The organism is Streptomyces sp. CS113 (assembly GCF_002188365.1).
Classification (GTDB): domain Bacteria; phylum Actinomycetota; class Actinomycetes; order Streptomycetales; family Streptomycetaceae; genus Streptomyces; species Streptomyces tendae.
Genome location: NZ_KZ195574.1, coordinates 4245223 through 4268921, shown reverse-complemented (window position 1 = coordinate 4268921; position 23699 = coordinate 4245223). Strand labels below are relative to the sequence as shown.

At 75.7% G+C, this 23699-nt stretch carries 20 protein-coding genes; 13 read left to right on the top strand and 7 right to left on the bottom strand.

Features of this window, described 5'->3' with window-relative positions; translation table 11 throughout:
• Window positions 1–5 precede the first annotated feature (5 nt).
• Complete coding sequence (locus tag B9W62_RS18870) at window positions 6–1649, top strand: penicillin-binding transpeptidase domain-containing protein (protein WP_087811977.1); 1644 nt, start codon at window positions 6–8, stop codon at window positions 1647–1649.
• 39 nt (window positions 1650–1688) lie between these two features.
• On the opposite strand, the gene B9W62_RS18865 is transcribed toward B9W62_RS18870, so the two are convergent.
• On the bottom strand, window positions 1689–2828 hold the full coding sequence (locus tag B9W62_RS18865) for a cytochrome P450 family protein (RefSeq protein ID WP_087808284.1): 1140 nt from the start codon (window positions 2826–2828) through the stop codon (window positions 1689–1691).
• Between the two features lie 152 nt (window positions 2829–2980).
• On the opposite strand from B9W62_RS18865, the gene B9W62_RS18860 reads away from it, so the two are divergent.
• The gene (locus tag B9W62_RS18860) at window positions 2981–3721 is read left to right on the top strand and encodes a TetR/AcrR family transcriptional regulator (protein ID WP_087808283.1); all 741 of its coding nucleotides are present in this window, start codon (window positions 2981–2983) and stop codon (window positions 3719–3721) included.
• 12 nt (window positions 3722–3733) lie between these two features.
• Here B9W62_RS18860 and B9W62_RS18855 read toward each other — a convergent pair whose 3' ends face one another.
• From B9W62_RS18855 to B9W62_RS18845, 3 genes are all read right to left on the bottom strand, one after another.
• The gene (locus B9W62_RS18855; protein ID WP_087808282.1) at window positions 3734–3964 is read right to left on the bottom strand and encodes a twin-arginine translocase TatA/TatE family subunit; all 231 of its coding nucleotides are present in this window, start codon (window positions 3962–3964) and stop codon (window positions 3734–3736) included.
• Between the two features lie 103 nt (window positions 3965–4067).
• On the bottom strand, window positions 4068–4523 hold the full coding sequence (locus tag B9W62_RS18850; RefSeq protein WP_087808281.1) for a tellurite resistance TerB family protein: 456 nt from the start codon (window positions 4521–4523) through the stop codon (window positions 4068–4070).
• A 76-nt stretch (window positions 4524–4599) separates the two neighbouring features.
• Complete coding sequence (locus B9W62_RS18845; protein WP_179235553.1) at window positions 4600–5577, bottom strand: sporulation protein; 978 nt, start codon at window positions 5575–5577, stop codon at window positions 4600–4602.
• A gap of 270 nt (window positions 5578–5847) precedes the next feature.
• On the opposite strand from B9W62_RS18845, the gene B9W62_RS18840 reads away from it, so the two are divergent.
• The 10 genes from B9W62_RS18840 (at window position 5848) to B9W62_RS18795 (ending at window position 17995) form a co-directional block, all read left to right on the top strand.
• Window positions 5848–7269: a hemolysin family protein gene (locus B9W62_RS18840; RefSeq protein ID WP_256976495.1), complete on the top strand. Its 1422-nt coding sequence runs from the start codon at window positions 5848–5850 to the stop codon at window positions 7267–7269.
• The gene (locus B9W62_RS18835; protein WP_087808279.1) at window positions 7266–8288 is read left to right on the top strand and encodes a hemolysin family protein; all 1023 of its coding nucleotides are present in this window, start codon (window positions 7266–7268) and stop codon (window positions 8286–8288) included. The genes B9W62_RS18840 and B9W62_RS18835 overlap by 4 nt, the downstream gene beginning before the upstream one ends.
• Window positions 8289–8364: 76 nt before the next feature.
• Complete coding sequence (locus B9W62_RS18830; RefSeq protein ID WP_087808278.1) at window positions 8365–8877, top strand: hypothetical protein; 513 nt, start codon at window positions 8365–8367, stop codon at window positions 8875–8877.
• A 151-nt stretch (window positions 8878–9028) separates the two neighbouring features.
• Window positions 9029–10006 (top strand): alpha/beta hydrolase, encoded by a 978-nt coding sequence (locus tag B9W62_RS18825; protein ID WP_087808277.1) that lies wholly within the window; start codon window positions 9029–9031, stop codon window positions 10004–10006.
• A complete protein-coding gene (locus tag B9W62_RS18820; RefSeq protein WP_087808276.1) occupies window positions 10003–11217 on the top strand; it encodes an acyltransferase family protein in 1215 nt (404 codons plus the stop codon). The genes B9W62_RS18825 and B9W62_RS18820 overlap by 4 nt, the downstream gene beginning before the upstream one ends.
• Window positions 11218–11302: 85 nt before the next feature.
• Window positions 11303–12355, top strand: a complete 1053-nt coding sequence (locus B9W62_RS18815) for a fatty acid desaturase family protein (protein WP_087808275.1) — start codon at window positions 11303–11305, stop codon at window positions 12353–12355.
• 126 nt (window positions 12356–12481) lie between these two features.
• Complete coding sequence (locus B9W62_RS18810; RefSeq protein WP_179235552.1) at window positions 12482–13798, top strand: sensor histidine kinase; 1317 nt, start codon at window positions 12482–12484, stop codon at window positions 13796–13798.
• Window positions 13795–14469 carry a response regulator gene (locus B9W62_RS18805; protein ID WP_087808273.1) on the top strand — a complete coding sequence of 225 codons (675 nt, stop codon included), beginning with the start codon at window positions 13795–13797 and terminating at the stop codon, window positions 14467–14469. Before B9W62_RS18810 ends, B9W62_RS18805 begins: the two co-directional genes overlap by 4 nt.
• Window positions 14470–14633: 164 nt before the next feature.
• On the top strand, window positions 14634–15482 hold the full coding sequence (locus tag B9W62_RS18800; protein WP_087808272.1) for an ABC transporter ATP-binding protein: 849 nt from the start codon (window positions 14634–14636) through the stop codon (window positions 15480–15482).
• Window positions 15479–17995 carry an ABC transporter permease gene (locus B9W62_RS18795; RefSeq protein WP_087808271.1) on the top strand — a complete coding sequence of 839 codons (2517 nt, stop codon included), beginning with the start codon at window positions 15479–15481 and terminating at the stop codon, window positions 17993–17995. The genes B9W62_RS18800 and B9W62_RS18795 overlap by 4 nt, the downstream gene beginning before the upstream one ends.
• Before the next feature lie 653 nt (window positions 17996–18648).
• Here the strand turns inward: B9W62_RS18795 and B9W62_RS18790 are convergent.
• From B9W62_RS18790 to B9W62_RS18780, 3 genes are read right to left on the bottom strand one after another with little or no spacing between them, the layout of a single operon-like run.
• On the bottom strand, window positions 18649–21201 hold the full coding sequence (locus B9W62_RS18790; RefSeq protein WP_087808270.1) for an FtsX-like permease family protein: 2553 nt from the start codon (window positions 21199–21201) through the stop codon (window positions 18649–18651).
• A gap of 2 nt (window positions 21202–21203) precedes the next feature.
• Window positions 21204–21959, bottom strand: a complete 756-nt coding sequence (locus B9W62_RS18785) for an ABC transporter ATP-binding protein (RefSeq protein ID WP_087808269.1) — start codon at window positions 21957–21959, stop codon at window positions 21204–21206.
• The gene (locus B9W62_RS18780) at window positions 21956–22234 is read right to left on the bottom strand and encodes a hypothetical protein (RefSeq protein WP_087808268.1); all 279 of its coding nucleotides are present in this window, start codon (window positions 22232–22234) and stop codon (window positions 21956–21958) included. Before B9W62_RS18780 ends, B9W62_RS18785 begins: the two co-directional genes overlap by 4 nt.
• Before the next feature lie 206 nt (window positions 22235–22440).
• Here B9W62_RS18780 and B9W62_RS18775 point away from each other — a divergent pair, with 206 nt between their 5' ends.
• Window positions 22441–23691, top strand: coding sequence for a sensor histidine kinase (locus B9W62_RS18775; RefSeq protein ID WP_087808266.1), 1251 nt, complete (start codon window positions 22441–22443; stop codon window positions 23689–23691).
• Window positions 23692–23699: the final 8 nt, after the last annotated feature.

The following is a 23699-nucleotide window of genomic DNA, read 5'->3' as shown; positions in this document are numbered from 1 at the left end:
ACCGCATGCCCGACGTTCCCCATCTCACCCCCTCCCGCCGCCGCAGGCCCCGCAACGGGGTGCGGGCCGTCGCCGCCGTGGGTGTCGTGCTCGCGGTCGCCGCGGGCGGCTCGTACGCCGCCGGGTTCGGCCCCTTCGCGCGCGGCGACGACGGACCCGACCCCGCCGCCATGAAACAGGCGCGCGCCTTCCTCGCCGACTGGGCCGCCGGGCGGCTGCCGAGCGCGGCCGGGCGCACCACCGAGCCCGGCAAGGCGCAGGAGGTGTTGCAGAGCTTCACCGCGGGGCTCGACATCGAGCAGCCGAAGCTGACGGCGGCGAACGACGGGGTGCGGGAGGACGAGGACGGCACCCTCGGCGTCCCCTTCACCGCCCGGATGCCGGTCACCGGCCTGGGCACCTGGACGTACGAGTCGCGGCTGCCGCTGCGCGAGCAGGACGGCGGCGGCTGGAAGGTGGACTGGCGGCTGTCCCTGGTGCATCCGCGGCTGAGCGAGACGGAGAAGTTCCGCCTGGAGCGCGAGGAGACCGCGCCGCCGAAGGTCACGGACCGGCAGGGGGTCTCCCTGGTGGGCGACGCGTACCCGTCCCTGGCCCCGCTCCTGGGACGGCTGGCCGGCGGTGCGGGCGGCGGTGGCGGACCGCGCGGCGCGGTCGAGCTGGTCGACCGGGCCAGCGGGGAGACCGTGCGCACCGAGGCGTCCTTCGGCAAGAAGCCCGACCCGGCGGCGGCGGACCGGCCCGTGCGCACCACCCTGGACGCCGGCTGGCAGGCCGCCGCGGAGAAGGCCCTCGGGGAGGCCGACGGCAAGAACGCCTCCCTCGTCGCCCTGCGCGTCGACAACGGCGAGGTCCTCGCCCTCGCCAACTCGCCCTCCTCCGGCTTCAACCGCGCCGCCTCCGGCACCTACGCGCCCGGCTCCACCTGGAAGATCGTCACGAGCAGCGCCCTGCTGCTCAAGGACGCGGTCGCGCCCGACGACGTCGTGGACTGCCCCAAGTACCTGACCGTGGGCAAGGAGTTCCACAACGTGGAGACCTCCGAACACCCCGGCGCCACCTTCCGCAAGGACTTCACCGAGTCGTGCAACACCGCGTTCATCAGCCTGCGCGGCAAGCTCGACGACGGGGAGCTGGGGAAGGTCGCCCGGACCTACTTCGGGGTCGGCCAGGAGTGGCACATCGGCATCCCGACGTACGACGGCTCGGTGCCGGTGCCCAAGGACGAGACGGAGAAGGCCGCGTCGATGATCGGGCAGGGCCGGGTCCAGGCCAACCCCCTGATCATGGCGTCGGTGACGGCCACCGCGGTGTCCGGCGAGTTCCACCAGCCGTCCGTCACCGCGGGCAACGAGGACGAGACCCGCACCGAGCCGCTGCCCGACGAGGTCGTCAGCCAGCTGCGCGGGCTGATGCGGGCCACCGTCACCGACGGCACCGCGCGCGTCCTGGCCGACCTGCCCGGCGAGATCGGCGCCAAGACCGGCACCGCCGAGGTCTCCGACGACCAGGACAACAACGGCTGGCTCGTCGCCCACCGGGGCAACGTCGCCGTCGCCGCCGTGGTCGAGGAGGGCGTGACCGGCGGCGGCTCGGCGGGGCCGATCGTGCACAGCCTGCTGTCGGCCGTACCGGAGGACCCGTCCTGATCCCGGGCGGTCCAGGGGTCCGGGCCGCCGGTGCGCGGATCAGCCGAGCCGCACCGGCAGTTCCGTCAGCCCCCGCAGCAGGGTGCCGGTGCGCCAGGTGAGCGTCGCCGGGTCGGCGGCGAGGGCGAGCGCGGGATGCCGGTCCAGGAGCAGCCGTACGGCGACGGCGGCTTCGAGGCGGGCCAGCGGGGCGCCCAGGCAGTGGTGCGGGCCGTGGCCGAAACCGAGGTGGCCCCGCGGGCGGCGGCCGATGTCGAAGCGGTCGGGGTCGGGGAAGTGCGCCGGGTCGCGGGAGGCGGCGGCGAGGGAGACGAGTACCGAGTCGCCCGCCGCGATCCCGGTACCCGCCAGCTCCAGCGGCTCGGCCGCGAAGCGGAACGCGGAGGCGTGCACCGGGGAGTGGTACCGCAGCGACTCCTCCACGGCGGCCTCGGTCAGCTCCGGCTCGGCGCGCAGACGGGCGAGCTGGCCGGGGTGGGTGAGCAGGCCGTGCACGGTGGCCGAGATCAGGTTGACGGTCGTCTCGTGCCCGGCGACCAGGATGAGGAAGGCCATGCCGAGCAGTTCGCCGGGGGCGAGTTCGCCGCTGTCGGCGGCGGTGACCAGGTCGCCGAGCAGCGTGCCGTCCGGGGTGCGGCGCTTGGCGTCGGTCAGCTCGGTGAGGTAGCCGGTCAGCGCGGTCGCCGCCGCCCCGGCCGCTTCCGGCGAGGTGGGCGTGACCAGCTCGGTCGACCAGGTGTGGAAGGTCGCGCGGTCGCTCTCCGGGATGCCCAGCAGCTCGCAGATCACGGTGACCGGCAGCGGCAGCGCGTACCGGGCGACCAGGTCGGCCGTGCCCGCCCGCGGCAGCGCGTCCAGCAGGTCGTGCGCGATGCGCTCGACGCGCGGGCGCAGGGCGGCGGTCCGGCCCGGCGTGAAGTGTCCGGCGACCAGCCGGCGCAGGCGGGTGTGCTGCGGCGGGTCGCTTTGCAGCATGTTGTGGCCGATGGCGTGCCCGCCGTCGCTGTCCCAGGAAGCGGAGTACCGGATGTCGTTGCGCAGCCGCGGATCGGTGAGCGCGGCCCGTGCCGTGTCGCGCGCCACCACCAGCCAGCTCTCCCCGCTGCCCGGCACGAGCGCCCGGTGCACGGCGCCCACGGCCCGCAGGGCGGCCAGTTCCTCGGAGGTGGGCGCGGTCATGGAACCTCCGGTGGAAGAGACATCCGGGAGACGCCTGGGAGACGTTTGGGAGACAAGCAAACGGGGAGTACTCCCCGTTTCTTCGGCCGACGATAGCATCGGCGTCCGGAGTACGGGGAGCACTCCCCGGTTCGAACGACCCGGAGGGCGAGATGACCGTCGGCGCACACGACGGAGCGCCCCGGCAGCGACGTGACGCACGGCGCAACCGGGAGCTTCTGCTGGAGGCGGCCCACGAGGTGTTCACCGAGCAGGGGCTGGACGCGCCGCTGGACGTGATCGCGCGCCGGGCGGGGGTGGGCAACGCGACGCTCTACCGCCACTTCCCCACCCGCGCCGCCCTGGTGGACGCCGTGTTCCGGGACTCGCTGACCGGCACGGTGGACGCCGGTGAGCGGGCCAGGAAGGCCCCGGACGCGTGGGCGGGCCTCACCGCCTATCTGGAGGCGGTCTTCAGCACCCTGGCCGCCGACCGCGGCTCCAACGACCTCATGACCACGCATCTGCGGGGCGTCGAGAGCCTGGAGGCCGTGCACGAGCACAACCGCGGGACCGTGGACGCGCTGCTGTCCCGCCTCCGCGCCGAGGGCACCGCCCGCGCCGACGTCACCACCGAGGACGTCCTGTTCGGCCTCGCGGCCCTCGGCCGGGCCGTCCCGGCCCTGACCGCGGCGACGACGCCGCCGACGGACGGCGCGGTGCCCGGCGCCGCGGCAACCGCCCCGCCGGACGCCTGGCGGCGGCCCCTCGCCCTGTTCCTGGCGGGGCTGCGCGCCGCGCCGGGCGCCGGGGCGCTGCCGGCGCCCGCGCTCACCGCCGCCGAACTCGGCGAGGTGCTGCGCGAGTTGGGTCCGCACCGCACCCGCGCCGGGGAGCGCGAACCCGGCGCGTGAGGCGCGCCGGGCTCAGCCCCGGCGGCCGGTGTCGGTGCCGGTGCCGGGGTCCTCGCGCTCGACCGTCTCGCCCTGGATGACGCGCGGTGTCCCCGGTTCGTCCGCGTCCCTCGCCGCGCGGGCCTCGGACTTGAGGATGCGGGCCGACTTGCCCGCCGAGCGGGTCAGCTCGGGGAGTTTCTTCACGGCCAGGACGGCCGCGACGACGATGAGAATGATCGCGAGCTCGCTCAGTCCGAACACGGCTCTCCCCTGGTGAACGTACGGTGCGGACCCGCGGCACGGACCCGCACACGGAATCTACGGCAAGGTCGGCGGGCCCGGGGCCCGCGGGGTCCGGAGGCTGTCAGAGGTCGAACTCGTGCGGCGGCAGGTCGAGGGCGTAGCACGCCTCGCGGACCACGGCGCGCTCGTCCTTGTCGAAGTCCCCGTCGGCGCCGCCGATCACGATGCCGATCTGGATCACGGCCCGTGCCTCGGCGGGCTTCTTCTTCGCCTTGGCGATCTCCTGGAGGATGCCGACCTTGCCGAAGGCGAAGTCGGCGGTCAGCTTGTCCAGGTTGTCCTCGAAGCGGCGGCGCAGGTCGTCGGCGGGGAAGTTCTGGAGCACCTCGTTGGTCGAGATCAGCTGGGCGACCCGCTGCCGCTCGGAGGGGTCGACGCTGCCGTCGGCCGCCGCGACCAGCGCGCACATCGCCATGCTGGCGTCGCGGAAGGCGCCGCTCTTGAGGTCGTTCTTCTTCGCCACGAGCTGCGTCTGCATCTGCGACGCGGACTCCTTGAAGCGGTCCCACAGGGCCATGAGAACTCCGTACTCCGAACCGGCCGGGCGGGAGGCGCAGACGGCCCCCGCCCATTGCTCTACATCACTGTAGAAGTTACCAGTCTTCCCCGTCCTCGGCGTCGCCCTCGAAGAAGTCCCCCACCTCGTCGACGACCTCGGCCGCCACCATCCCCACGGCGACGCCCGCGGCCCCGGCCAGGACGGCGGCACCGACCCCGGACTCGTGGCCGTACACCGCGTGGGAGCCGTACGACGCGCGGTGCTCGACCAGCTCCTGGATCCAGCCGTCGACGAGGGCGGTCCAGTCCCGCGGCCCGGCGGGGCCCTCGTGCGGGACGGTGAAGCGGCTGAGCGCGTCGTGGCCGCCGTGGCCGTCGGGCGACGCACCGTCGCGCTTGTCCGCCTCCAGCACCACTTCGAGGGCGCCCGGCACGGCCAGGAAGGTCAGCTCGATCTCGCTGACCTGGTGGGCGTAGCGCGGGGGCGGGGTCAGCTCGATCTCCTGGTAGAAGGGCAGCCGCTGTCCGGTGCCGCCGATGCGGCCGTACTCCAGGTCGGCCGAGCGGAAGCCGAAGCCGAGCCCGCCGAGGGCCTCCAGCACGGCCTCCTGGGCCGGGAGCGGGGCCACGGCGAGCGGGTCCAGGTCGCCCCGGTCCCGGGCGCCGGCGACGGCCAGCTCGGTACGCACGCCGAGCACGATGCCCAGCGGCTGTCCGTACAGTTCGGTGGCGGGGGTCTCCCAGGGCAGCGTCACCGCGAACGGGAGGCTCGTCTCCTCGCCCGCCGCGAGCCGGAAGGGTCCGGTGACGGTGTGCCGGTCGAAGACGACGACGCCCTCCCCGTCGGCACCCTCCCCGTCGGTACCTTCCCCGTCGCCGTGCTCCCCGTGCTCGGTCTCCACCCGGGCCACCAGCTCCAGCGCGACGTGCTCGACGTCGTGGTCGCGGGTGCCGCCGACGAGGTGGACCCGGCCCGACAGCGTGCCGCCCGGCCGGGCGGCGCCCGGGTCGAGGACCGTGTCCACCGTGGGTCCGCCCACGCCGAGGGAACCGAGCAGCCGCTTGAACACCATCGAGGCGTTCGCTCCTTCACTTTCGGGCGGGGAACAACCGGAGCCGTCCGGCCGTTCTCTACAGGCGAGTAGAAGCATAGGGGTCTCAGGACTCCCTATCCCTTTGCTCGTCCTTTACCATGAGGGAGAACCCTCGGGCGCCCGGCTGGTACCGGCGCCCACCGACCCCGTTAAGGAGTCCCGTTCCGTAATGGAGCCTCCCAGTACCGGCCGCGCCACGGCCGGCCCGCCAGTGCCCCCGTACGCGCGTGAGGGAAGCGGGGTGGCACGGTGACCGAGGTCCTGCTCCTCCTGCTGGCCCTCCTCCTCACCCTGGCCTGCGCCCTCTTCGTCGCGGCCGAGTTCTCCCTCACCACCGTCGAGCGCTCCGACCTGGAGCGTGCCGCCGAGTCCGGTGAGCGCGGCGCGGACGGCGCCCTGAAGGCCGTACGGTCCCTGACCCTCCAGCTGTCCGGCGCCCAGCTCGGCATCACGGTGACCTCGCTGGTCATCGGCATGCTGGCCGAGCCGTCCCTCGCGGTGCTGCTGCGCGGCCCGCTGCGGGCGATCGGCCTGGGCGGCGCCACCTCGACGGTCGCGACCCTGCTCGGCGTGGTCCTCTCCACCGTCGTCCTGATGGTCATCGGCGAGCTGGTCCCCAAGAACTGGGCGATCTCCCGCCCGCTGGCCGTCGCCAAGGTCGTCGCGGGCCCGCAGCGCGGCTTCACCACCGCCTTCGGCCCCTTCATCCGGCACCTGAACAACACCGCGAACCGCTTCGTGCGCCGCTTCGGCCTGGAACCGGCCGAGGAGCTGGCGTCCGCCCGCAGCGCCGAGGAACTGGTCGCCCTGGCCCAGCACTCGGCCGCCGAGGGCGCCCTGGAGGCGGATTCCGCGGAGCTGTTCGTGCGCACCCTGCACCTGAGCGAGCTGACCGCGGAGAACGTCATGACCCCGCGCGTGGACGTCAAGGCCCTGGAGGCCCACGCCACCGCCGCCGACGCCGCGAATCTCTCGCACGCCACCGGCCTGTCCCGCTTCCCGGTCTACCGGGACAGCCTCGACGAGGTCATCGGCACCGTGCACATCCGCGACGTGCTGGCCCTGGAGCCGGAGAAGCGCCGGGACACCCCCGTCACCGAGCTGGCCACCGCGCCCCTCCTGGTGCCGGACAGCCTGCCCGCCGACCGCCTCTTGGAGCGCATGCGCGCCACCCGCACCATGGCCGTCGTCATCGACGAGTACGGCGGTACGGCGGGCGTGGCGACGGTCGAGGACATCGTCGAGGAGGTCGTCGGCGAGGTGCGCGACGAGCACGACCCGGTCGAGATACCGGACCTGCTGCCCGCCCCCGCCGACCCGGACGGCCGCGCGGCCTGGGAGGCCGACGGCTCGCTGCGCCTGGACCACCTGGAGCGCATCGGCCTGACCGCGCCGGAGGGGCCGTACGAGACCCTGGCCGGCCTGGTCGCCACCCATCTGACGCGCATCCCCGCCAAGGGCGACGTGGTCGCCCTGGACGGCTGGCGCATCGACGTCCTCGACGTCGACCACCACCGCGCCGACCGCCTGCGCGTCACGGCCCCCGCGGCCGGCGACGTCGCGTCGGCGCACGCACCGTCGGCGCACGTACCGTCGGCGCACGTACCGGCGTCGCACGAGCGGCCGGCGCCCGCACCGTCCGCGCACGATGAGCGGGAGCTGGCCCGATGACCGTCGTACAGCTCTTCATCGGCGCGCTGACGCTGCTGACCAACGCGTTCTTCGTGGGCGCCGAGTTCGCCATGATCTCGGTGCGCCGCAGCCAGATCGAGCCGCGTGCGAAGACGGGCGACAAGCGCGCCCGGATGACCCTGTGGGGCCTTCAGCACATCTCCCAGATGATGGCCACGGCCCAGCTCGGCATCACCGTCTCCTCCCTGGTGCTCGGCGCGGTCGCGGAGCCGGCCATCGCGCACCTGATGGAGCCGGTGTTCGAGGCGGTCCACATGCCGCACGCACTGGTCCACCCGGTGGCCTTCGCCATCGCCCTGGCCCTGGCGACGTACCTGCACATGCTGATCGGCGAGATGATCCCGAAGAACATCGCGCTGGCCGCCCCGGCGCCCACCGCGCTGCTCCTCGGCCCGCCGCTGGTCGCCCTCACCCGGGCCCTGAAGCCGGTCGTCTTCGGCATCAACGCCTTCGCCAACACGCTCCTCAAGCTGCTGCGGGTGGAGCCGAAGGACGAGGTCGAGGCCGTCTTCACCGACGACCAGCTGGCCCGCATGGTGGTCGACGCCAGCGAGGCCGGACTGCTCACCCCGGCCGACGGCGAGCGCCTGCGCGACGCGCTGGAGCTGGGCACCCGCCCGGTCGGCGAGATCCTGGTCCCGGCCCAGAAGATGCGCTCGGTCCCGCACACGGTCACCCCGGCCGAGCTGGAGCGCCTGGCCGCCGACGCGGGCTACTCCCGCTTCCCGGTCACCGGCCCCGGCGGCACCGTCCTCGGCTACCTGCACATCAAGGACACCCTGGGCCTGACCGACCGCGAGAGCCCCTTCCCGCGCACGGCCCTGCACCGCGTCACCCGCGTCCGCATCGACACCCCCCTGGACGACACCCTCACCGCCCTGCGCACCGAGGACAGCCACCTGGCCGCCGTCACCGGCGAGACGGGCGCGGTCCTGGGCTTCGTCACGATGGAGGACGTCCTGACGGAACTGGTGGGCCCGACGACCCCGGTGGCCTGACGCCCGGAACCTCTCCCGGGGCGGATTCGTCTCCTCCGGCGACAGCGCGACGTCCCTACCGCCCGAGGAGACACCCATGGCCATGGTCGGCCTGTTCTGGATCACCGAGGGGTGTGTGTACCTGGGGGCGAAACCCGCCGGTGCGGCGCCCGGGGTGCGGCTGACCGGGGACGGGGTGGAGATCCTCGGGGACGGGCAGGGCGGACGGTCCTGGGGCTGGGGCGAGGTGCGCGGGCTGGACGTGCGCGACGTGGCCGTGCGGTCCGCCGGGCGGCGGCTGGCGTCCATGGCGTTCGACTCGGTCGTCGTGCTGTTCACGGGCGACGGCGAGCACCCGCCGCTCTTCACGGTGCTGGTGGAGACGGAGGGCGACGGCACGGTCGAGGCGAGCGCCCTGGCCGCCGTCGCCGGCGGGATCCACACGCCGGACGAGTACGACCTCTCCCGCACCCTGCTCGGCCGCCTCGCCGACGGCACCACCACCGTCGGGGAGCTGGTCGGCTGGCGCCGGGACGAGCCCGAGGACGTCGCCCCCACCAGGGAGCAGCGCCTGGCGCTGCTGCGGGAGTGGACGGCGGCCTCCGTCTGACCGGCGGGCCGGTCACCGACGTGGCCGGCCCGTAGCCGACCCCCTACCCGGGTATCACCCGCGGCTTGGCTCCCCGGGGTGACGTGCCCGCTCGCGTCGTCTTCCTACCTTCCCTCCGTCAGCGCCACGACGAGACGGAGGAGGCGGACGCATGGGTCGCTTCAGGAGGTTCCTGACCACCGCCGTACTGACCACGCTGCTGGTCGGCGGTACGGCCGGCTGGGCGTCGGCGAGCGGCGAGAGCGCGCCGAGCGGTCCGCTTCCCGGCACCGCCTCCTGGCTGGCGGACGACTCCCTCGGCAGGGAGCTGCCGGACCCCGCCACGGCCACCCCGGCCGAGGTGGCGGCGTTCTTCGCCGGTCTGAGCGGCGCCCAGCGGCAGAGACTCGTCGAGGACCATCCCACCGTGGTGGGCAACCTCGACGGCGCCCCCGTGCACCTGCGCTACGCGGCCAACGCGCCCGCGGGCGACCGGGTGCTGGCGTACGACCCGCGCGGCCGCGGCACGATCGCGCAGGTCGCGGGCGACCTGGAGCACGCCGCCCACGTCTCGGTGATCGTCCCCGGCTCGGACATCGACGCCTCGGCCTTCGACCGCACGGCGCGGCGGGCCGCCGACCTCCAGGCGGCGGCGGGCGACGACACGGCCGTCATCGCCTGGGCCGGTTACACCACGCCCTCCGGCATCGGCCCGGACCTGGCGACGGGACGCCTCGCCGAGGCGGGCGCCGAACGGCTGGCCCGCTTCACGGCAGGCCTGGACGCGGCCGGTCTTCCCGACCCCGCCCTCTTCTGCCACAGCTACGGCTCGGTGGTCTGCGGCCTGGCCGCCGACGACACCGACGCGAGCGACATCGTCGTCATGGGCTCGCCCGGCATGCGCGCCGCCGACGTCGGCGCTCTCGGCACCGACGCCCACGTCTGGGCGGCGAAGTCCCCGCACGACTGGATCGGCCGCGTCCCCAACGTCGAGTTCCTGGGCCTCGGCCACGGCGCCGACCCCACCTCGCCCGGCTTCGGCGCGACCGTCCTGCCCGCCGACGACGTCCCGGCGCACGACGCGTACTTCGCCCCCGGCACCTCCACCCTGACCGCGTTCGCCGCGATCGCGGACGGAGCGCGGTCATGAGGGGCCCGCGTGCCGCGTTCGCCCGGTTCGGTGCCCGGGTCGACGAGCGGACCCCGGCCCACCGAGACCGTGCGATCGACGGCCTGCGCGCGCTGGCGCTGCTGGCCGTCCCGACCGGGCACTGGCTGGTCGGCGGGTTCACCCTCGACGGCGGCGGCGCGCTGCACAACGCCAGTCCGCTGGCCACCTTCGGCGCCCTGGCCCCGGCGAGCTGGGTGCTCCAGATGCTGGGCATCTTCTTCCTCGTCGGCGGCTACTCCTCGTACCTCTCCTACCGGCGCCGCAAGGGGTCGGTACGGCAGTGGACGGTCGGGCGCCTGCGGCGGCTGGGGCGGCCGGTCCTCGGCGTCACGGCCGTCTGGGCGCTGCTGCTCCCCCTGCTGCACTACGGCGCCGGGGTGCCGGCCGACACCCTGCACACCGCGTCGACCCTGGTCGTCCAGCCGCTGTGGTTCGTCGGCGTCTACGCCGTGATCACGGCACTCACGCCGTACTGCGTCCGCGCGTCCCGGCGCCTCGGCGCCCGGGCCGCGGTGCCGTTGATCGGGTCCGTCGCGGTGGTCGACCTGCTGCGCTACGGGCCGTACGCGGACGCGATGCCGTCCTGGCTGAGTCTGCTCAATCTGCTGCCGGGCTGGATGTTCGCCTACCAGCTCGGAGTGTCCTGGGCGGACGGGCGGATCGGCAGGCGCGGGGCGTGGCTGCTGCTGGCCGGCGGTGCGGCGCTGTTCGCCGTGCTGCTGCTCGCCTTCCACTACCCGATGTCGATGGTGGGCGTGCCGGGCGAGGCCCGCACCAACTCCCACCCGCCGTCCCTGCTGGTCCTCGCGCTCGCCGCGGCCCAGTCCGGCGCGGCGATCCTGCTCCGCGACCGGCTGGCCCGGCTGCTGCGGCGGCCCGCCCTGTGGGCGCCGGTGGTGGTGGTCAACCTGTCGGCGATGACCGTCCTGTGCTGGCACCAGACGGCGATGCTCGCCGCCGCCGTCCCCGCCTCGTACGTCGGGGAGGTCCCCGGTCTGACCGGCGCACCCGACACGGGCGGATGGGTTCTGGCGCGGCTGGCCTGGATGCCGCTCTTCGCGGGGCTGCTCGTGCTGATCGCGAAGTTCGCCCGGCCGCTGGAGGCCCCGTGGGACCGCACCGGCACGGCCCGGCGCGCGGCGGCGGCGGTGCTGGCTGCGGGCTTCGGCTACTTCGCGCTGGCGGCGTGAGCCGGCACCTCCCGCAGACCTGACCCGCCCCGGCCCGACCTGACACGACCCGACTCGACCCGACCCCAGCCCCAAGGAGCCCCCCATGTCCCCGGCCCGCGACGCCTCCCCGCCGGACGCCGCCCCACCCGACACCGGCAGTGAGTTCACGCCGCTGCTGCGCGACGTCAAGGGGCAGCACCTGCTCGAACGGCGCACCGGCTGGTACGCGCGCACCATCACGGTCAACGCGCTCGGTCTCGCCGCCGTCGGCACCGGCATGGCGCTGCTCGGCGACTCCTGGTGGGTGCTCGCGCTCGCGCCCGTCCTCGCCGTCCTGTGCGCCCGTACCGCGTTCATCGGCCACGACGCGGGCCACGCCCAGATCAGCGGCGATCGCGCCGTGAACCGCCGCATCGGGCTCGTCCACGGCAACCTGCTGCTCGGCATGAGTTACGCGTGGTGGAACGACAAGCACAACCGCCATCACGCCAACCCGAACCACATCGACAAGGACCCCGACGTCGCAGCCGACATCCTCGTCTTCACCGGCGAACAGGCCGCCACGCGCACGGGTTTCCGCGGCTGGCTCACCCGGCACCAGGCGTGGCTGTTCTTCCCGCTCACCCTCCTCGAGGGCCTCGCCCTGAAGCTCCACGGCTTCCGGGACCTGCGGCGCCGGCAGGGCCGGGCGCGCCTGGTGGAGGGCGCGCTCCTGGTCGCCCACGTCGCCGGGTACGGCACCCTGCTCCTGACGACCATGCCGCTCGCGCACGCCCTCGTCTTCGCCGCGCTCCACCAGGCCCTGTTCGGGCTGCACCTGGGCATGGCCTTCGCGCCCAACCACAAGGGGATGGACATGCCCGACCCGGACTCCGACGCGCAGAAGTGGGGGCACCTGCGGCGCCAGGTCCTCACCTCCCGCAACATCAGGGGCGGCTTCGTCACCGACTGGTTCCTCGGCGGCCTCAACTACCAGATCGAGCACCACCTGTTCCCCAGCATGCCCCGCCCGCACCTCGGGCTCGCGCAGGCCGCGGTGAAGGCCCACTGCCGCGACCTCGGCATCCCCTACGCGGAGACCGGCCTCGTCGACTCCTACCGGCAGGCCCTGCGCCACATGCACGAAGTGGGGGAACCGCTGCGTGCCGACATCTGAGGAGCCGACACCTGAGGAGCCGACACCTGAGGATCCGACACCCGAGGAGCCGATGCCGTGCGTGCCCGCGGACGCCGCCCCTTCCGACGCCGTCGCGGCGCACACAGGCCCCCTAGGCTGGTGCCCATGACCCCAGTGGAGGAGGGACGTCCGCGCGCGCTGCTCGCGGGGGCGTCGCGGCGGTGGGTGCGGCTGCTGCCGTGGGCCGTGGCGTTCGTGCTGTGCGTCGTGCTGCTGCCCACCACCATCGTGGTCCTCACCGCCGACTACGGCCTGAACGGCGGCGTCGCGAGCGCGCTGGCCGTGGCCCAGTCCGCGCCGCTGCTGCTCGCCGTCGTACGGCCGCTGCACGCCTGGTACGTGGTCTTCGCCGCGGACGTGGCCGGCGCGCTCGCGCTGCTCGGCGTCGACTTCGAACAGCGGCTGCTGTGGCCGTTCCCGCCCATGGAACTCGTCGGGTACGTCGCCCTCTGCCTCGCCCTGGGCCTGCGCGAGCGGCGCCGGACACTGGTGCTGGTGTGGCTGGCGACGGCGGGCGCCAACGTCGGCCTGGGCTTCGCCGCACCGCACGGCTCCAGCGCCAAGGAACTGCTGTTCACCATCCTCGGCGGCGTCGCGCTCCTGCTGGGCGGTGTGCTGCGCGAGCGGTACGAGGTGCAGCGCAGGCTGGTCGAGCAGGAGACGATCAGCGAGGCCGAGCGGGGCCGGCGGACGCTGCTGGAGGAACGCGCCCGCATCGCACGCGAGCTGCACGACGTGGTGGCCCACCACATGTCCGTCATCACGGTGCAGGCGGACACCGCCGAGTACCGCCTCGCGACGCTGCCGCCCGACGTACGCGAGGAGTTCACGTCCATCGCGGCCACCGCGCGGGAGTCGCTCGGCGAGATGCGACGCCTCCTCGGCGTGCTGCGCAACGAGGAGGCGCACGGCGAACTCGCGCCCCAGCCGGGCCTCGCGCAGATCGGGCAGCTGGTGGAGGCGACCGCGCGGACGGGCGGGCCGGTGGAGTTCTCCCCCTGCGACGCCGAGGTGCCCGAGGCGGTGGGCCTGTCGGCGTACCGGATCGTCCAGGAGGCCCTCGCGAACGTCGTACGGCACGCGCCCGGAGCCGCGACGCACGTGTCGCTGTCGGTGTCGCGGCCCGCCGACGGGCAGGGCGGGGAGCATCCCGCCGATGGGCAGGACGGGGGGCATCCCGCCGAAGGGCAGGGGCATCCCGCCGACGGGCGGGGCGGGGAGCGGCTCACCGTCCTGGTCGTCAACGAACCGCCGCCCGAGCCGCCCGCCGGGCCGCTCGAAGTGGGCGGCACCGGGCACGGCCTGGTCGGCATGCGCGAACGGGTGCGGCTCGTCGGCGGCACCCTCGACGCCGGGCCGCTGCCGGACGGCGGCTTCCGGGTCGCCGCACAACTCCCCCTGACGGAAGAGGACCTCACGTGACGACGCGCGTCATCATCGTCGACGACCAGGCCATGGTGCGGGCGGGCTTCGCCGCGCTGCTGGCCGCCCAGAGCGACATCGACGTGGTGGGCGAGGCCCCCGACGGCGCCCAGGGCGTCGAGCTGAGCCGGCGTACCCATCCGGACGTCGTCCTCATGGACGTGCGGATGCCCGAGATGGACGGGCTGGAGGCCGCGCGCCGCCTGCTGTCGCCCCCGCCGGGGGTGACCCACCGGCCGCGGGTGCTGATGCTCACCACGTTCGACGTCGACGACTACGTGTACGAGGCCCTGCGGGCGGGCGCCAGCGGCTTCCTGCTGAAGGACGCGCCCCCGGCCGACCTCATCGCGGCGGTCCGCGTGGTGGCCTCGGGCGACGCGCTGCTCGCCCCGTCCGTCACGCGCCGCCTCATCGCGGACTTCGCCCAGCAGCGCCCCGCGTCACGGGGCAAGCCCGCGCTGCGGCTGAAAGGGCTGACGGAACGCGAGACCGAGGTGCTCACCCTGGTCGCCCGCGGCCAGTCGAACACGGAGATCGCCCAGACCCTGGTGCTGGCGGAGCAGACGGTGAAGACGCACGTGAGCCGCGTCCTCACCAAGCTCGACCTGCGCGACCGGGCGCAGGCGGTGGTCTTCGCGTACGAGTCGGGGCTCGTGGCGCCGGGAGAGTAGTCCCGCCCGGACGGCCCCGCGGGCCCGGCCGCCTCCTCCTTCTCCCCCTACCGGGGTAGCACCTCCACATTGGCTCCCCGGTATGACGCCCGGCGCCGAGCCGTCCCCGCACTCTTCACCCGTCACCAGGACGCACCTGATGCACGGATGAGGGAGACGGCACCATGAGGCTACGCAAGGGCAAGCGGCGGCAGGCGGACGACCGGGCGGCGGCGGACCACCGCCCCGAGGCCCCGGCCGCCACTCCCGGGCTCGCCGTCGAACTGCGCGGGGTCCGGCGGCAGTACGGCCGCGGCGCGGGCACCGTGCACGCGCTCGCGGGCGTCGACCTCGCCCTCCCGCGCGGCACCTTCACCGCCGTCATGGGCCCGTCCGGGTCCGGCAAGTCCACCTTCCTGCAGTGCGCCGCCGGGCTCGACCGGCCGTCGGCGGGTTCGGTGCGCCTCGGCGGTACGGAGATCACCGGCATGGACGAGAACGAGCTGACGGAGCTGCGCCGCAGCCGCCTCGGCTTCGTCTTCCAGGCGTTCAACCTGCTGCCGTCGCTGACCGTGGAACAGAACGTCCTGCTGCCCATGCGGCTGGCCGGGCAGCGCCAGGACCGCGGCCGGGCGGCGGCGGTGCTCGCGCAGGTCGGGCTCGCCGACAAGGCGCGGCGCCGGCCCGGCGAGCTGTCCGGCGGCCAGCAGCAGCGCGTGGCCGTCGCCCGGGCCCTGGTCACCGCCCCCGACGTGATCTTCGCCGACGAGCCCACCGGCGCCCTCGACACCGGCACCGCGGCGGAGGTGCTCGGACTGCTCCGGCACGCGGTGGACACCCTCGGCGCCACCGTCGTCATGGTCACCCACGACCCGGCCGCGGCCGCCTGGGCCGACCGCGTGCTGTTCCTCGCCGACGGGTCCTTCGCCGACCACCTGGAGCGGGGTTCGGCGGAGCAGATCGCGGCACGGATGACCGCGCTCACCGGGCGCACGCGGGCGATGGCCGGGGCCGGTGCGGGGGTGGCGGCATGAGCCTCAAGCCCAACGGCCTGGCCCGCGCGGCCGTGCGCTTCAAGCCCGCCTCGTTCGCGGGCACCTTCGTCGCGCTGATGATGTCGGCGCTGGTCGTCGCCGCCTGCGGGGTGCTGCTGGAGACCAGCATCCGCGCCTCGGTGCCGGCCGAGCGGTACGCGAACGCGCCGGTCGTCGCGGCGGCCGACCAGTCCGCGCGCGTCGTCGCGGACACCGTCGACGGCCCCGAGGAGACCGCGTACCCGCTGCCGGACACCGCCCGCGTGGACGCGGGGCTCGCGGCCAAGGCCGCCGGGGTGCCGGGCGCGGCCGGCGCCGTACCGGACTTCACCTTCCCGGTGCACGGCGGTGACGGCCCGGCGGGCGCGTTCACCGGCCACGGCTGGGGCTCGCACGCCTTCACCGGCACCGCGCTGACGAAGGGCGCCGCGCCGCACGCGGGCGAGGTGGTCCTGGACGCCGGCGCGGCCCGCACCGCGCAGGTCGGCGTCGGCGACACCGTCGCGTTGGAGACCGCCGACGGACCCGCCGACTTCCGGGTGTCCGGGCTGGCCGAGGCCGGTGCCGGTGACCCCGCGGACGAGGGGGCGGACGGCGGGGCCACCGCCTGGTTCGCCGACACCGAGGCGCCCGTGCTGGCGGGACACCCCGGCCAGGCCGACGCCATCGCCGTCCTGGCGGAGGACGGGGCCGACACGAAGGCCCTCGCCGCCGCCGTCGGGAAGGCCCTCACCGGCTCCGGCGCGCAGGTGCTCACCGGCGACGACCGCGGCGAGGTCGAGGACCACGGGCTGGCGTACGGCAAGGAGACGCTCTTCGCGGTCGGCGGTTCCTTCGGCGGGATCGCCACGCTGGTCGCGGTCTTCACCGCCGCCGGCACGGTCGCGCTCTCCGTCGGCCAGCGCACCCGCGAGTTCGCGCTGCTGCGCGCCGTCGGCGCCACCCCGCGGCAGATCCGCCGCGCCGTCGCCGCCGAGGCGCTGCTGGTCGCCCCGCTCGCCGGGCTGCTCGGCTGCCTGCCGGGCATCGGGCTCGCACACTGGTGGTTCGGGCAGATGCAGGACCGCGGGGCCGTCCCCGAGGCGGTCGAACTGCACGTCTCAGGGTTCCCGCTGCTCGCCGCCGTGGGAGTGGGGCTGCTCACGGCGCTCGGGGCCGGCTGGGCGGCCGGGCGCAGGCCCGCGAAGATCAAGCCGGGTCAGGCGCTCGCCGAGGCCTCGGTGGAGCGGCTGCGGCCGGGTGTCGTCCGTACGGTCCTCGGTCTCGCCGCGGTCGGCGGCGGTTCGGCGCTCGCCGGGGTGGCGGCCTCCGCCGCCGGTTCCGACGCGGCCAACGCCTCCCTCGGCGTCGTCATGCTCTTCATGCTGGCCGTCGCCCTGCTCGGGCCGATCCTGGCCCGGCTGTGCGCGGGGCTCTTCGGGCTGCTGCTGCGCGGCGGTGACGCCTCCGCGTCGCTGGCCGCCGCCAACTCCCGTACGAACGCCCGCCGCCTGGCCTCCGCGATCACGCCGATCGTGCTGGCGATGGCCTTCGCCTCGACGCTGGTCTTCATGCACACCAGCGAGAGCCACGTGGCCTCGGAGCAGCTCCGCGACGGCATCACGGCGGACCACGTGGTCACCGCCCCGGCGGGCCTGCCCGCCGACGCCGCCGACCGGGCCGCCCGCGCGCCCGGTGTCGACGCGGCCGTGAGCCTGCTGGACACGCAGGTGCTGGTGCCCGTCCGCGGCGGGGGCGAGACCTCGTTGCAGGGCACGGCGACGCAGGGCCTCTCGGGCTCCGGTGCCGAGCTGGCGAAGGTCCAGGACCTGGACGTGCGCGAGGGCGGCCTGGACCGGGTGGGTCCGGGCCGGATCGCCATCGACAAGACCCTCGCCACCGCCACGAATGTCGGTCTCGGCGACAAGCTGCCCCTGTACCTCCCCGACGGCACGAAGGCAGCCCCGGAAGTGGTCGCCGTCTACGGCCGCGGCCTGGGCCTGCCGGCCGTGACCATGGACCGCGCCGCCCTGGACGGCCACGTCACGTCGCCCTTCGCCGACACGCTGCTGGTCAGTGGCGGCGAGGCGGGGCCGCTGCGGGCGCTCGGCGAGGTCACCGACGCCTCCGGCTACGCGCTCGCGCAGAACGTGGACCGGGAGTTCGGTGCCTGGGCCAACTACATGATGGCCGCCGTCCTGGGCGGCTTCGCCGCCGTCGCCGCGGTCAACACCCTGGTGATGACGGTCCTGGACCGCCGACGCGAGCTGCACACGCTCCGCCTCGTCGGCTCCACCCGGCGCCAGGTGCTGCGCATGCTGGGCTGGGAGAGCCTGCTGGTGTCGGCGGCGGGCGTGGCCCTGGGCACCGCCATCGCCATGATCACGCTGACTCCGATGATGCGTGGTCTGACCGGCGAGTTCCCGCACGTCCCGCCCCTGCTGTACGCCGCCTTCGCCGCGACGGCGGCCGCCCTCGGCCTGGCCTCCGTCACCCTCCCGGCCCACAGGACCCTGCGCGACCGACGTCCATGAACCCCGGCAGGCGGCCCGGCCCCCCCGGCCCCGCCCCGGCCCCCCGGCCCCCCGGCGGCCCGGCCCCCGGCGCCCTCGGCCCCGGCGGCCCGGCCGCCACCGGCCCGCACCTGATCCCCGGGGCCCCGTCACGGCGGGGCCCCGGGGAGTTCGCGTCCCGGCGGGCAGAGAGCCGCGTCCGAACGCGAGACCCGCCGGTCGCGTGGGCTCGCCCTGCTGGAGCGCCGGTACGCCCGTGGGGCGGGTGCCCCGGGATACGGGGGTCGGCCGTGCGGGTTCGGCCTGGTGCGGCGGCATCCCGGGGCCTGTGGTCGCCGCTGGGCGGTGGTCGGCCGCGTGGGCCGGCCCTGTGGGAGGGCTGGTCCGCCCTGGGCCCGCCTGCGGGGCGGGTTGCCCCGGGGTACGGCGGTCGGTCGTGCGGGCGTGGCCTGGCGCGGCGGCATCCCCGGGCCGCGTGCCGGCCCCTTGGCGGCGGTCGGCCGCGCGGGTTCGGCCTGGTGCGGTGGCACCCCCGGCTGGGCCCGCGGCCGGCCCCCTGGCGGTGGCCCCGCAGGTCCGCCGTCAGCTCTCCTGGCGGCGGGCCCGTCTGCGGGTCCCATCCGCGGTGAGGGCTTGCCCCGTCGCGGCGGCAGCGGTCCACGGACCCGGTGGTGTCAGACCGTTCGCAGGGCGTCCGCCGGGGGCGTGCGCAGCGCGTGACGGGTGGGGAGCTCGATGGTGAGGTACGAGGTCAGGACGACCGTCACCGCCACCGCCGGGAGGAGCCAGGCCGGGCCCGCCGGCCAGGGACGGCCGAGGAAGCCCTGGCCGAGGAGGGCCAGGGGGACGGCGGACAGCAGGAGGCCGCAGACGAGGGCCGCGGCGGCGATCACCGCGGCCTCGCGGCGCATCATCGCGCGGACCTGCCGCGGGGTCGTGCCGACCAGGCGCAGCGCGGCGATCTCCGCCCGGCGCTGGGCGGTGGCGGCGACCAGCTTGTTGGCGATGCTCAGCAGCAGATAGCCGAGGAGCACCACGACCACCGCCAGGTTGACCCACACCTCGGGCGGCGCGTCCGCACCGGTGGTGTCCGGGGCGGTGCTCGCGACCGCGAGGCCGGGCCGGCCGGCGGCCAGCTCGGCGAGCGCCCGCCCCGCCTCCCGCGTGCCGTCGGTGCGGACCAGGGCCCGCTGGTCGAGGCCGGTCGTGGTGTGCCCGGCGGCCAGCTCGCGGGAGAGGACGACCGGGCCGAAGCCCAGCCCCCGGTCGTACACGGCGACGACCCGGGCGTCGACGCGCGCCCCGTCGCCGAGCACCAGCCGCAGCCGCTTCCCCACCCCGGCGTCGCGCGTGCGGGCGGCCTCGGCGCCGACGGCGACGGTCGCCCCGGTCAGCCGGTCCAGGCTGCCCTCCGTCACCCCGAGGTCCACGACGCCCCGGGCGTCCGGCCCGAGGATCATCGCCGAGGCCGACTCGGCCGCGGGCTCGCCCAGCTCGTCGTACTCCCACACCACCGTGGTCGTCCCGGCCGGTGCCGCCGCCCGTACGCCGGGCACGTCGCGCACGGCGGACAGGGTCCCGCCGGGCAGCCCGCCCAGGGCCGGCGCGGTCAGCTCGTACTGGGCGAGCGTGCCGGTGCGGGTGTCGTCGGAGGTGGCGGCCAGCACCGTGGTCTGGGTGAGGGTGTAGGTCAGGACGAAGACGACGCCCATGGCCAGGGGGCTGACCACGCCCGACAGCCGCAGGGCGTAGGCCCGTACGTTGGACAGTGCCAGCCACGTCGGCGCCGCCACCCCGGGCCGCAGCCGCCGTACTACGGCCTCGCCCGCGCTCCTGACCAGCGCCGGGCCGGACAGCGCCAGGCCGATCGCGGCGACGATGCCCGCCATGGAGGTGACCGAGGCCCCGAGGACCGTCCGGGACAGCAGCGGCACCACCGAGAGCGCGCAGGCCCCCAGGATCAGCAGCAGCCCGGCCGTGGTCCGCGCCCGCGACGGTGTGCGCGGCTCGCTGCGCGACTCGGCGACCGCCTCGGTGGCCGGCATCCGCGAGGTGCGCCAGGCCGCGCACCGGGCGGAGAGCTGCACGGCCGCCGCGACCAGGAGCAGCGTGGCGAGGGCGGGCAAGGGGCTGACGGTGAGGGGGAGTGCGGACGGGAGTACGTCGCGGTCGGCCAGCAGCTCCCGGAAGTGTCCCGCCAGCAGGTATCCGGCCGCCACGCCCGGCACCAGGGCGATCACCGCGACGACCGTCGACTGCGCGGCGGCCAGGCGCCGGATCTGCTTCGGGGTCGCGCCGACGGCCCGCATCAGCGCCAGGTCGCGGCGCTGCCCGGCGATGGTCACGCCCAGCGCGCCCGCGACGACGAACCCGGTGATCAGCAGCACGATCCCGCCGAGCGAACCGGCGAGCAGGATCAGCAGCGAGCGCGCCGAACCCACGCCCGGCGCCACCGCCTCGCCCCGGTCCGCGCCGGTGGTCACCCGGAGCCCGGTGCCCGCGACCTCCTCGCGGACGGCGTCGGCCACCCGCTCCCCGGCACCGTCGGCGGCCCGCAGGCCGACCAGGTCCACGGTTCCGGCACGCGGGCCTGCGCCCCCGGTGTCCCGCCCGGCCAGCGCGGCGGCCGTCCCGTCCGCGAACCAGACGCCGCCGCCCGCGCCCGGGGCGTCGACCAGTGCGGAGACCCGGTAGGCGGCGGCGGGGCGGCCGTTGGCCACGACCCGGACCCGGTCGCCCACCGCGAGGCCCGCCGCGTCGGCCGCCGCCGCGTCCACGGCGACCGCCTTCGCACCGGACGGGGCCCGCCCCTCGACCCGCGCGCCGGCCAGCAGCCGCGTCGAGGACCAGCCGTGACCCGCCGTCGCCGGATCCTCGGCGACGGGCACGGGCCGTCCGCGCCTGTCGACCAGCGCGGCCGGGAAACCGATGTCGCCGACGGCCGCGGTCACGCCGGGCAGGGCGGCCAGCCGGTCGACGAGCCGGGCCGGGACCGTGGCCCGCTCGGGCAGCGCGATCGGCAGGTCACCGCTCGGGTGGAACTCCTGCCCGGCGGCGACCACGACGTCCGCGCCGCCGAGCCGACCGGGCGGCAGCTGCGAGCGCAGCCCGGACTCGGCGAGTACGCCGGTGGTGGTGATCAGGGCCGCGCCGCCGAGGACCGCGCAGGCCACGGCGAGCAGGGCGGTGATCCGGTGCGCGGCCATGCGCAGGGCGAGGTGCAGCATGTCTACCGCTCCCCCAACGCGACGAGCCGCTCGGCCAGGTGCGGGGCCGTCGGCCGCTCCAGGGCCTCGACCACCCGGCCGTCGGCCATCACCAGCGCCCGGTGCGCGCGGGCCGCCGCGGCCGGGTCGTGGGTGACCATGACCACCGTCTGACCGAGGTCGTCGACGAGGGCGCGCAGCAGGTCGAGGACCTGGTGGGCGCTGCGCAGGTCCAGCGCGCCGGTCGGCTCGTCCGCGAAGACGACGGCGGGCTTCGCCGCCAGCGCCCGTACGACGGCGGCCCGTTGCTGCTGGCCGCCGGACAGCTCGGCCGGGCGGTGCGACAGCCGGTCGGCCAGCCCCACCCGCTCGGTGAGCGTCCGCAGCCAGTCCCGGTCCGGGCGCCGGCCGGCCAGGCGCAGCGGCAGCGTGAGGTTGTCCTCGACGCTGAGCGAGGGGATCAGGTTGTACGCCTGGAACACGAACCCGACGCGTTCGCGGCGCAGTTCGGTGCGGCGGGTCTCGTTCAGGCCGGAGATCTCCTGCCCGTCGATGCGGACGCTGCCGGACGTGGGGGAGTCGAGCCCGGCGGCGCAGTGCATCAGCGTGCTCTTGCCGGACCCCGAGGGCCCCATCACCGCGAGGAACGTGCCGTGCTCCACGGTCAGCGACACGTCGTCGAGGGCGCGTACACCGCCTGGGTACGTCCGGGCGACCCGGTCCAGCGCGATGGCGGGCGCCCGGCGCGCGGTGACGGCCGGCAGGGCGGCGGTGCTCATCGCCGCCCCCGCAGGCCGCGTACGACGAGGGTCCCGGCGGCGAGCACGGTGACGACGCCGCTGGCCAGGTGGAGCGCGGTCGCGGCACCGGTGAAGGACAGGGCCATGTTGGCGACCGCGCTGAGCACCACCACGGCCCACAGCAGCGTCCGCAGGACGTCCCCGCGCGAGACGGCGTCCGGGCCCTCGCCGGGGGCGGAAGCGGCGGTCGGGACAGCCTGGGGCACGCCCAAGCGGTAGGGATCCTGCTGGTTGTGGCGGTCCTGGTGCGTCATGGCTGCGGCCTCCGTCGGCGTCGCTCTCGGTCGTCCTTGACGCTATGGAGCCGGGCACCCGGCGGCCGATCCCGTGGGCCGCCCGGTCCGGGGTACAGCAGGCTGTACTCTCCGGCTCCGCACCCGTCGCCGGCCGGTCCCGCGGCATAGGGTCGGCCCCACGCGCACGCCGGAGCGGGGCGCACGGACCGGAGGGAGGCAGGCGGATGACGGTGCCGGTCACGTCCGTGCGGGAGACCGCCGTACGGACGCTGCGTGCCGCCGGTGCGGCGACGGGGCAGCTCGTCGGCGGTCTCGGCACGGCGTTCCTGGCGCTGGGCGTACTGCTGCTGGTGGCACTGGCCGCCGTGACCGCGCCGGCCGGCGTGGGACTGCTGCTGGCCCCCGCCGCCCTGCGCGCCCTGCACGCGCTCGCCCGCCGGGAACGCGAACGCCTGTCCCGCCGGGGCCCGGAGATCGTCCCGCCCGACCCGCCGCCCACCCGGCTGCGCGCCGCCCTGGGCGACCCCACCACCCGGCGCGAGCTGCACTGGCTGGTCCGGCACGCCACCCTCGGGTTCCTGCTGGGCCTGCTCGGCTTCCTGCTGCCGCTCTGCGCCGTCCGGGACACCACCTTCCCGCTGTGGTGGCGGCTGAGCCCCGGGGAGGCGACGACCACGTCCATCGGTGTCGGCACCGCGCACGGCTGGCCGGACGCGCTCGCGGCGACCCTGCTGGGCGTGGGCTGGACCGCGATCGTGCTGGGCCTTGGCCCCGGCATGGCGCGGCTCCAGGCCGCCCCGGCCCGGCGGCTGCTCGCGGCGGGCCCGGACACGGACCTGTCGTTGCGGGTGGCGGAACTGACCGCGACCCGGGCCGCGGCGCTGGACGCGCACGCCACCGAGCTGCGCCGGATCGAACGGTCCCTGCACGACGGCGCGCAGAACCGGCTGGTGTCGGTGACGGTGCTGCTGGGCGCCGCCCGGCGGATGGCGGCGCGCGATCCCTCCGGGGCGGACGAGCTGCTGGAGCGGGCGCAGTCCGCGGCGGAGCAGGCGCTGGCGGAGCTGCGTTCGGTGGCGCGGGGCATCCTGCCGCCGGTCCTCGCCGACCGCGGTCTCGCGGGCGCGCTGTCGGGACTGGCGGCGGACTGCGGGGTGCCGTGCCGCGTCGAGGCCGACGTGCCCGAGCGGTGCGCGGCGTCGGTCGAGGCGACGGCGTACTTCGTGGTGGCCGAGGCGCTCACGAACATCGCGAAGCACAGCGGTGCCGCCCGCGCCTCGGTCACCGTCCGGGCCCGCGGGGGCCGGCTGCGCCTGCTGGTCGAGGACGACGGCCGGGGCGGCGCCGACGAGAACGCCGGCTCGGGCCTGACCGGCATCCGCCGCCGCGTCGCCGCGCTGGACGGCACCCTCCGCCTGAGCAGCCCGCCCGGCGGCCCCACCGCCCTGGACGTGGACCTTCCCTGCGGGAGCTGACCCATCGG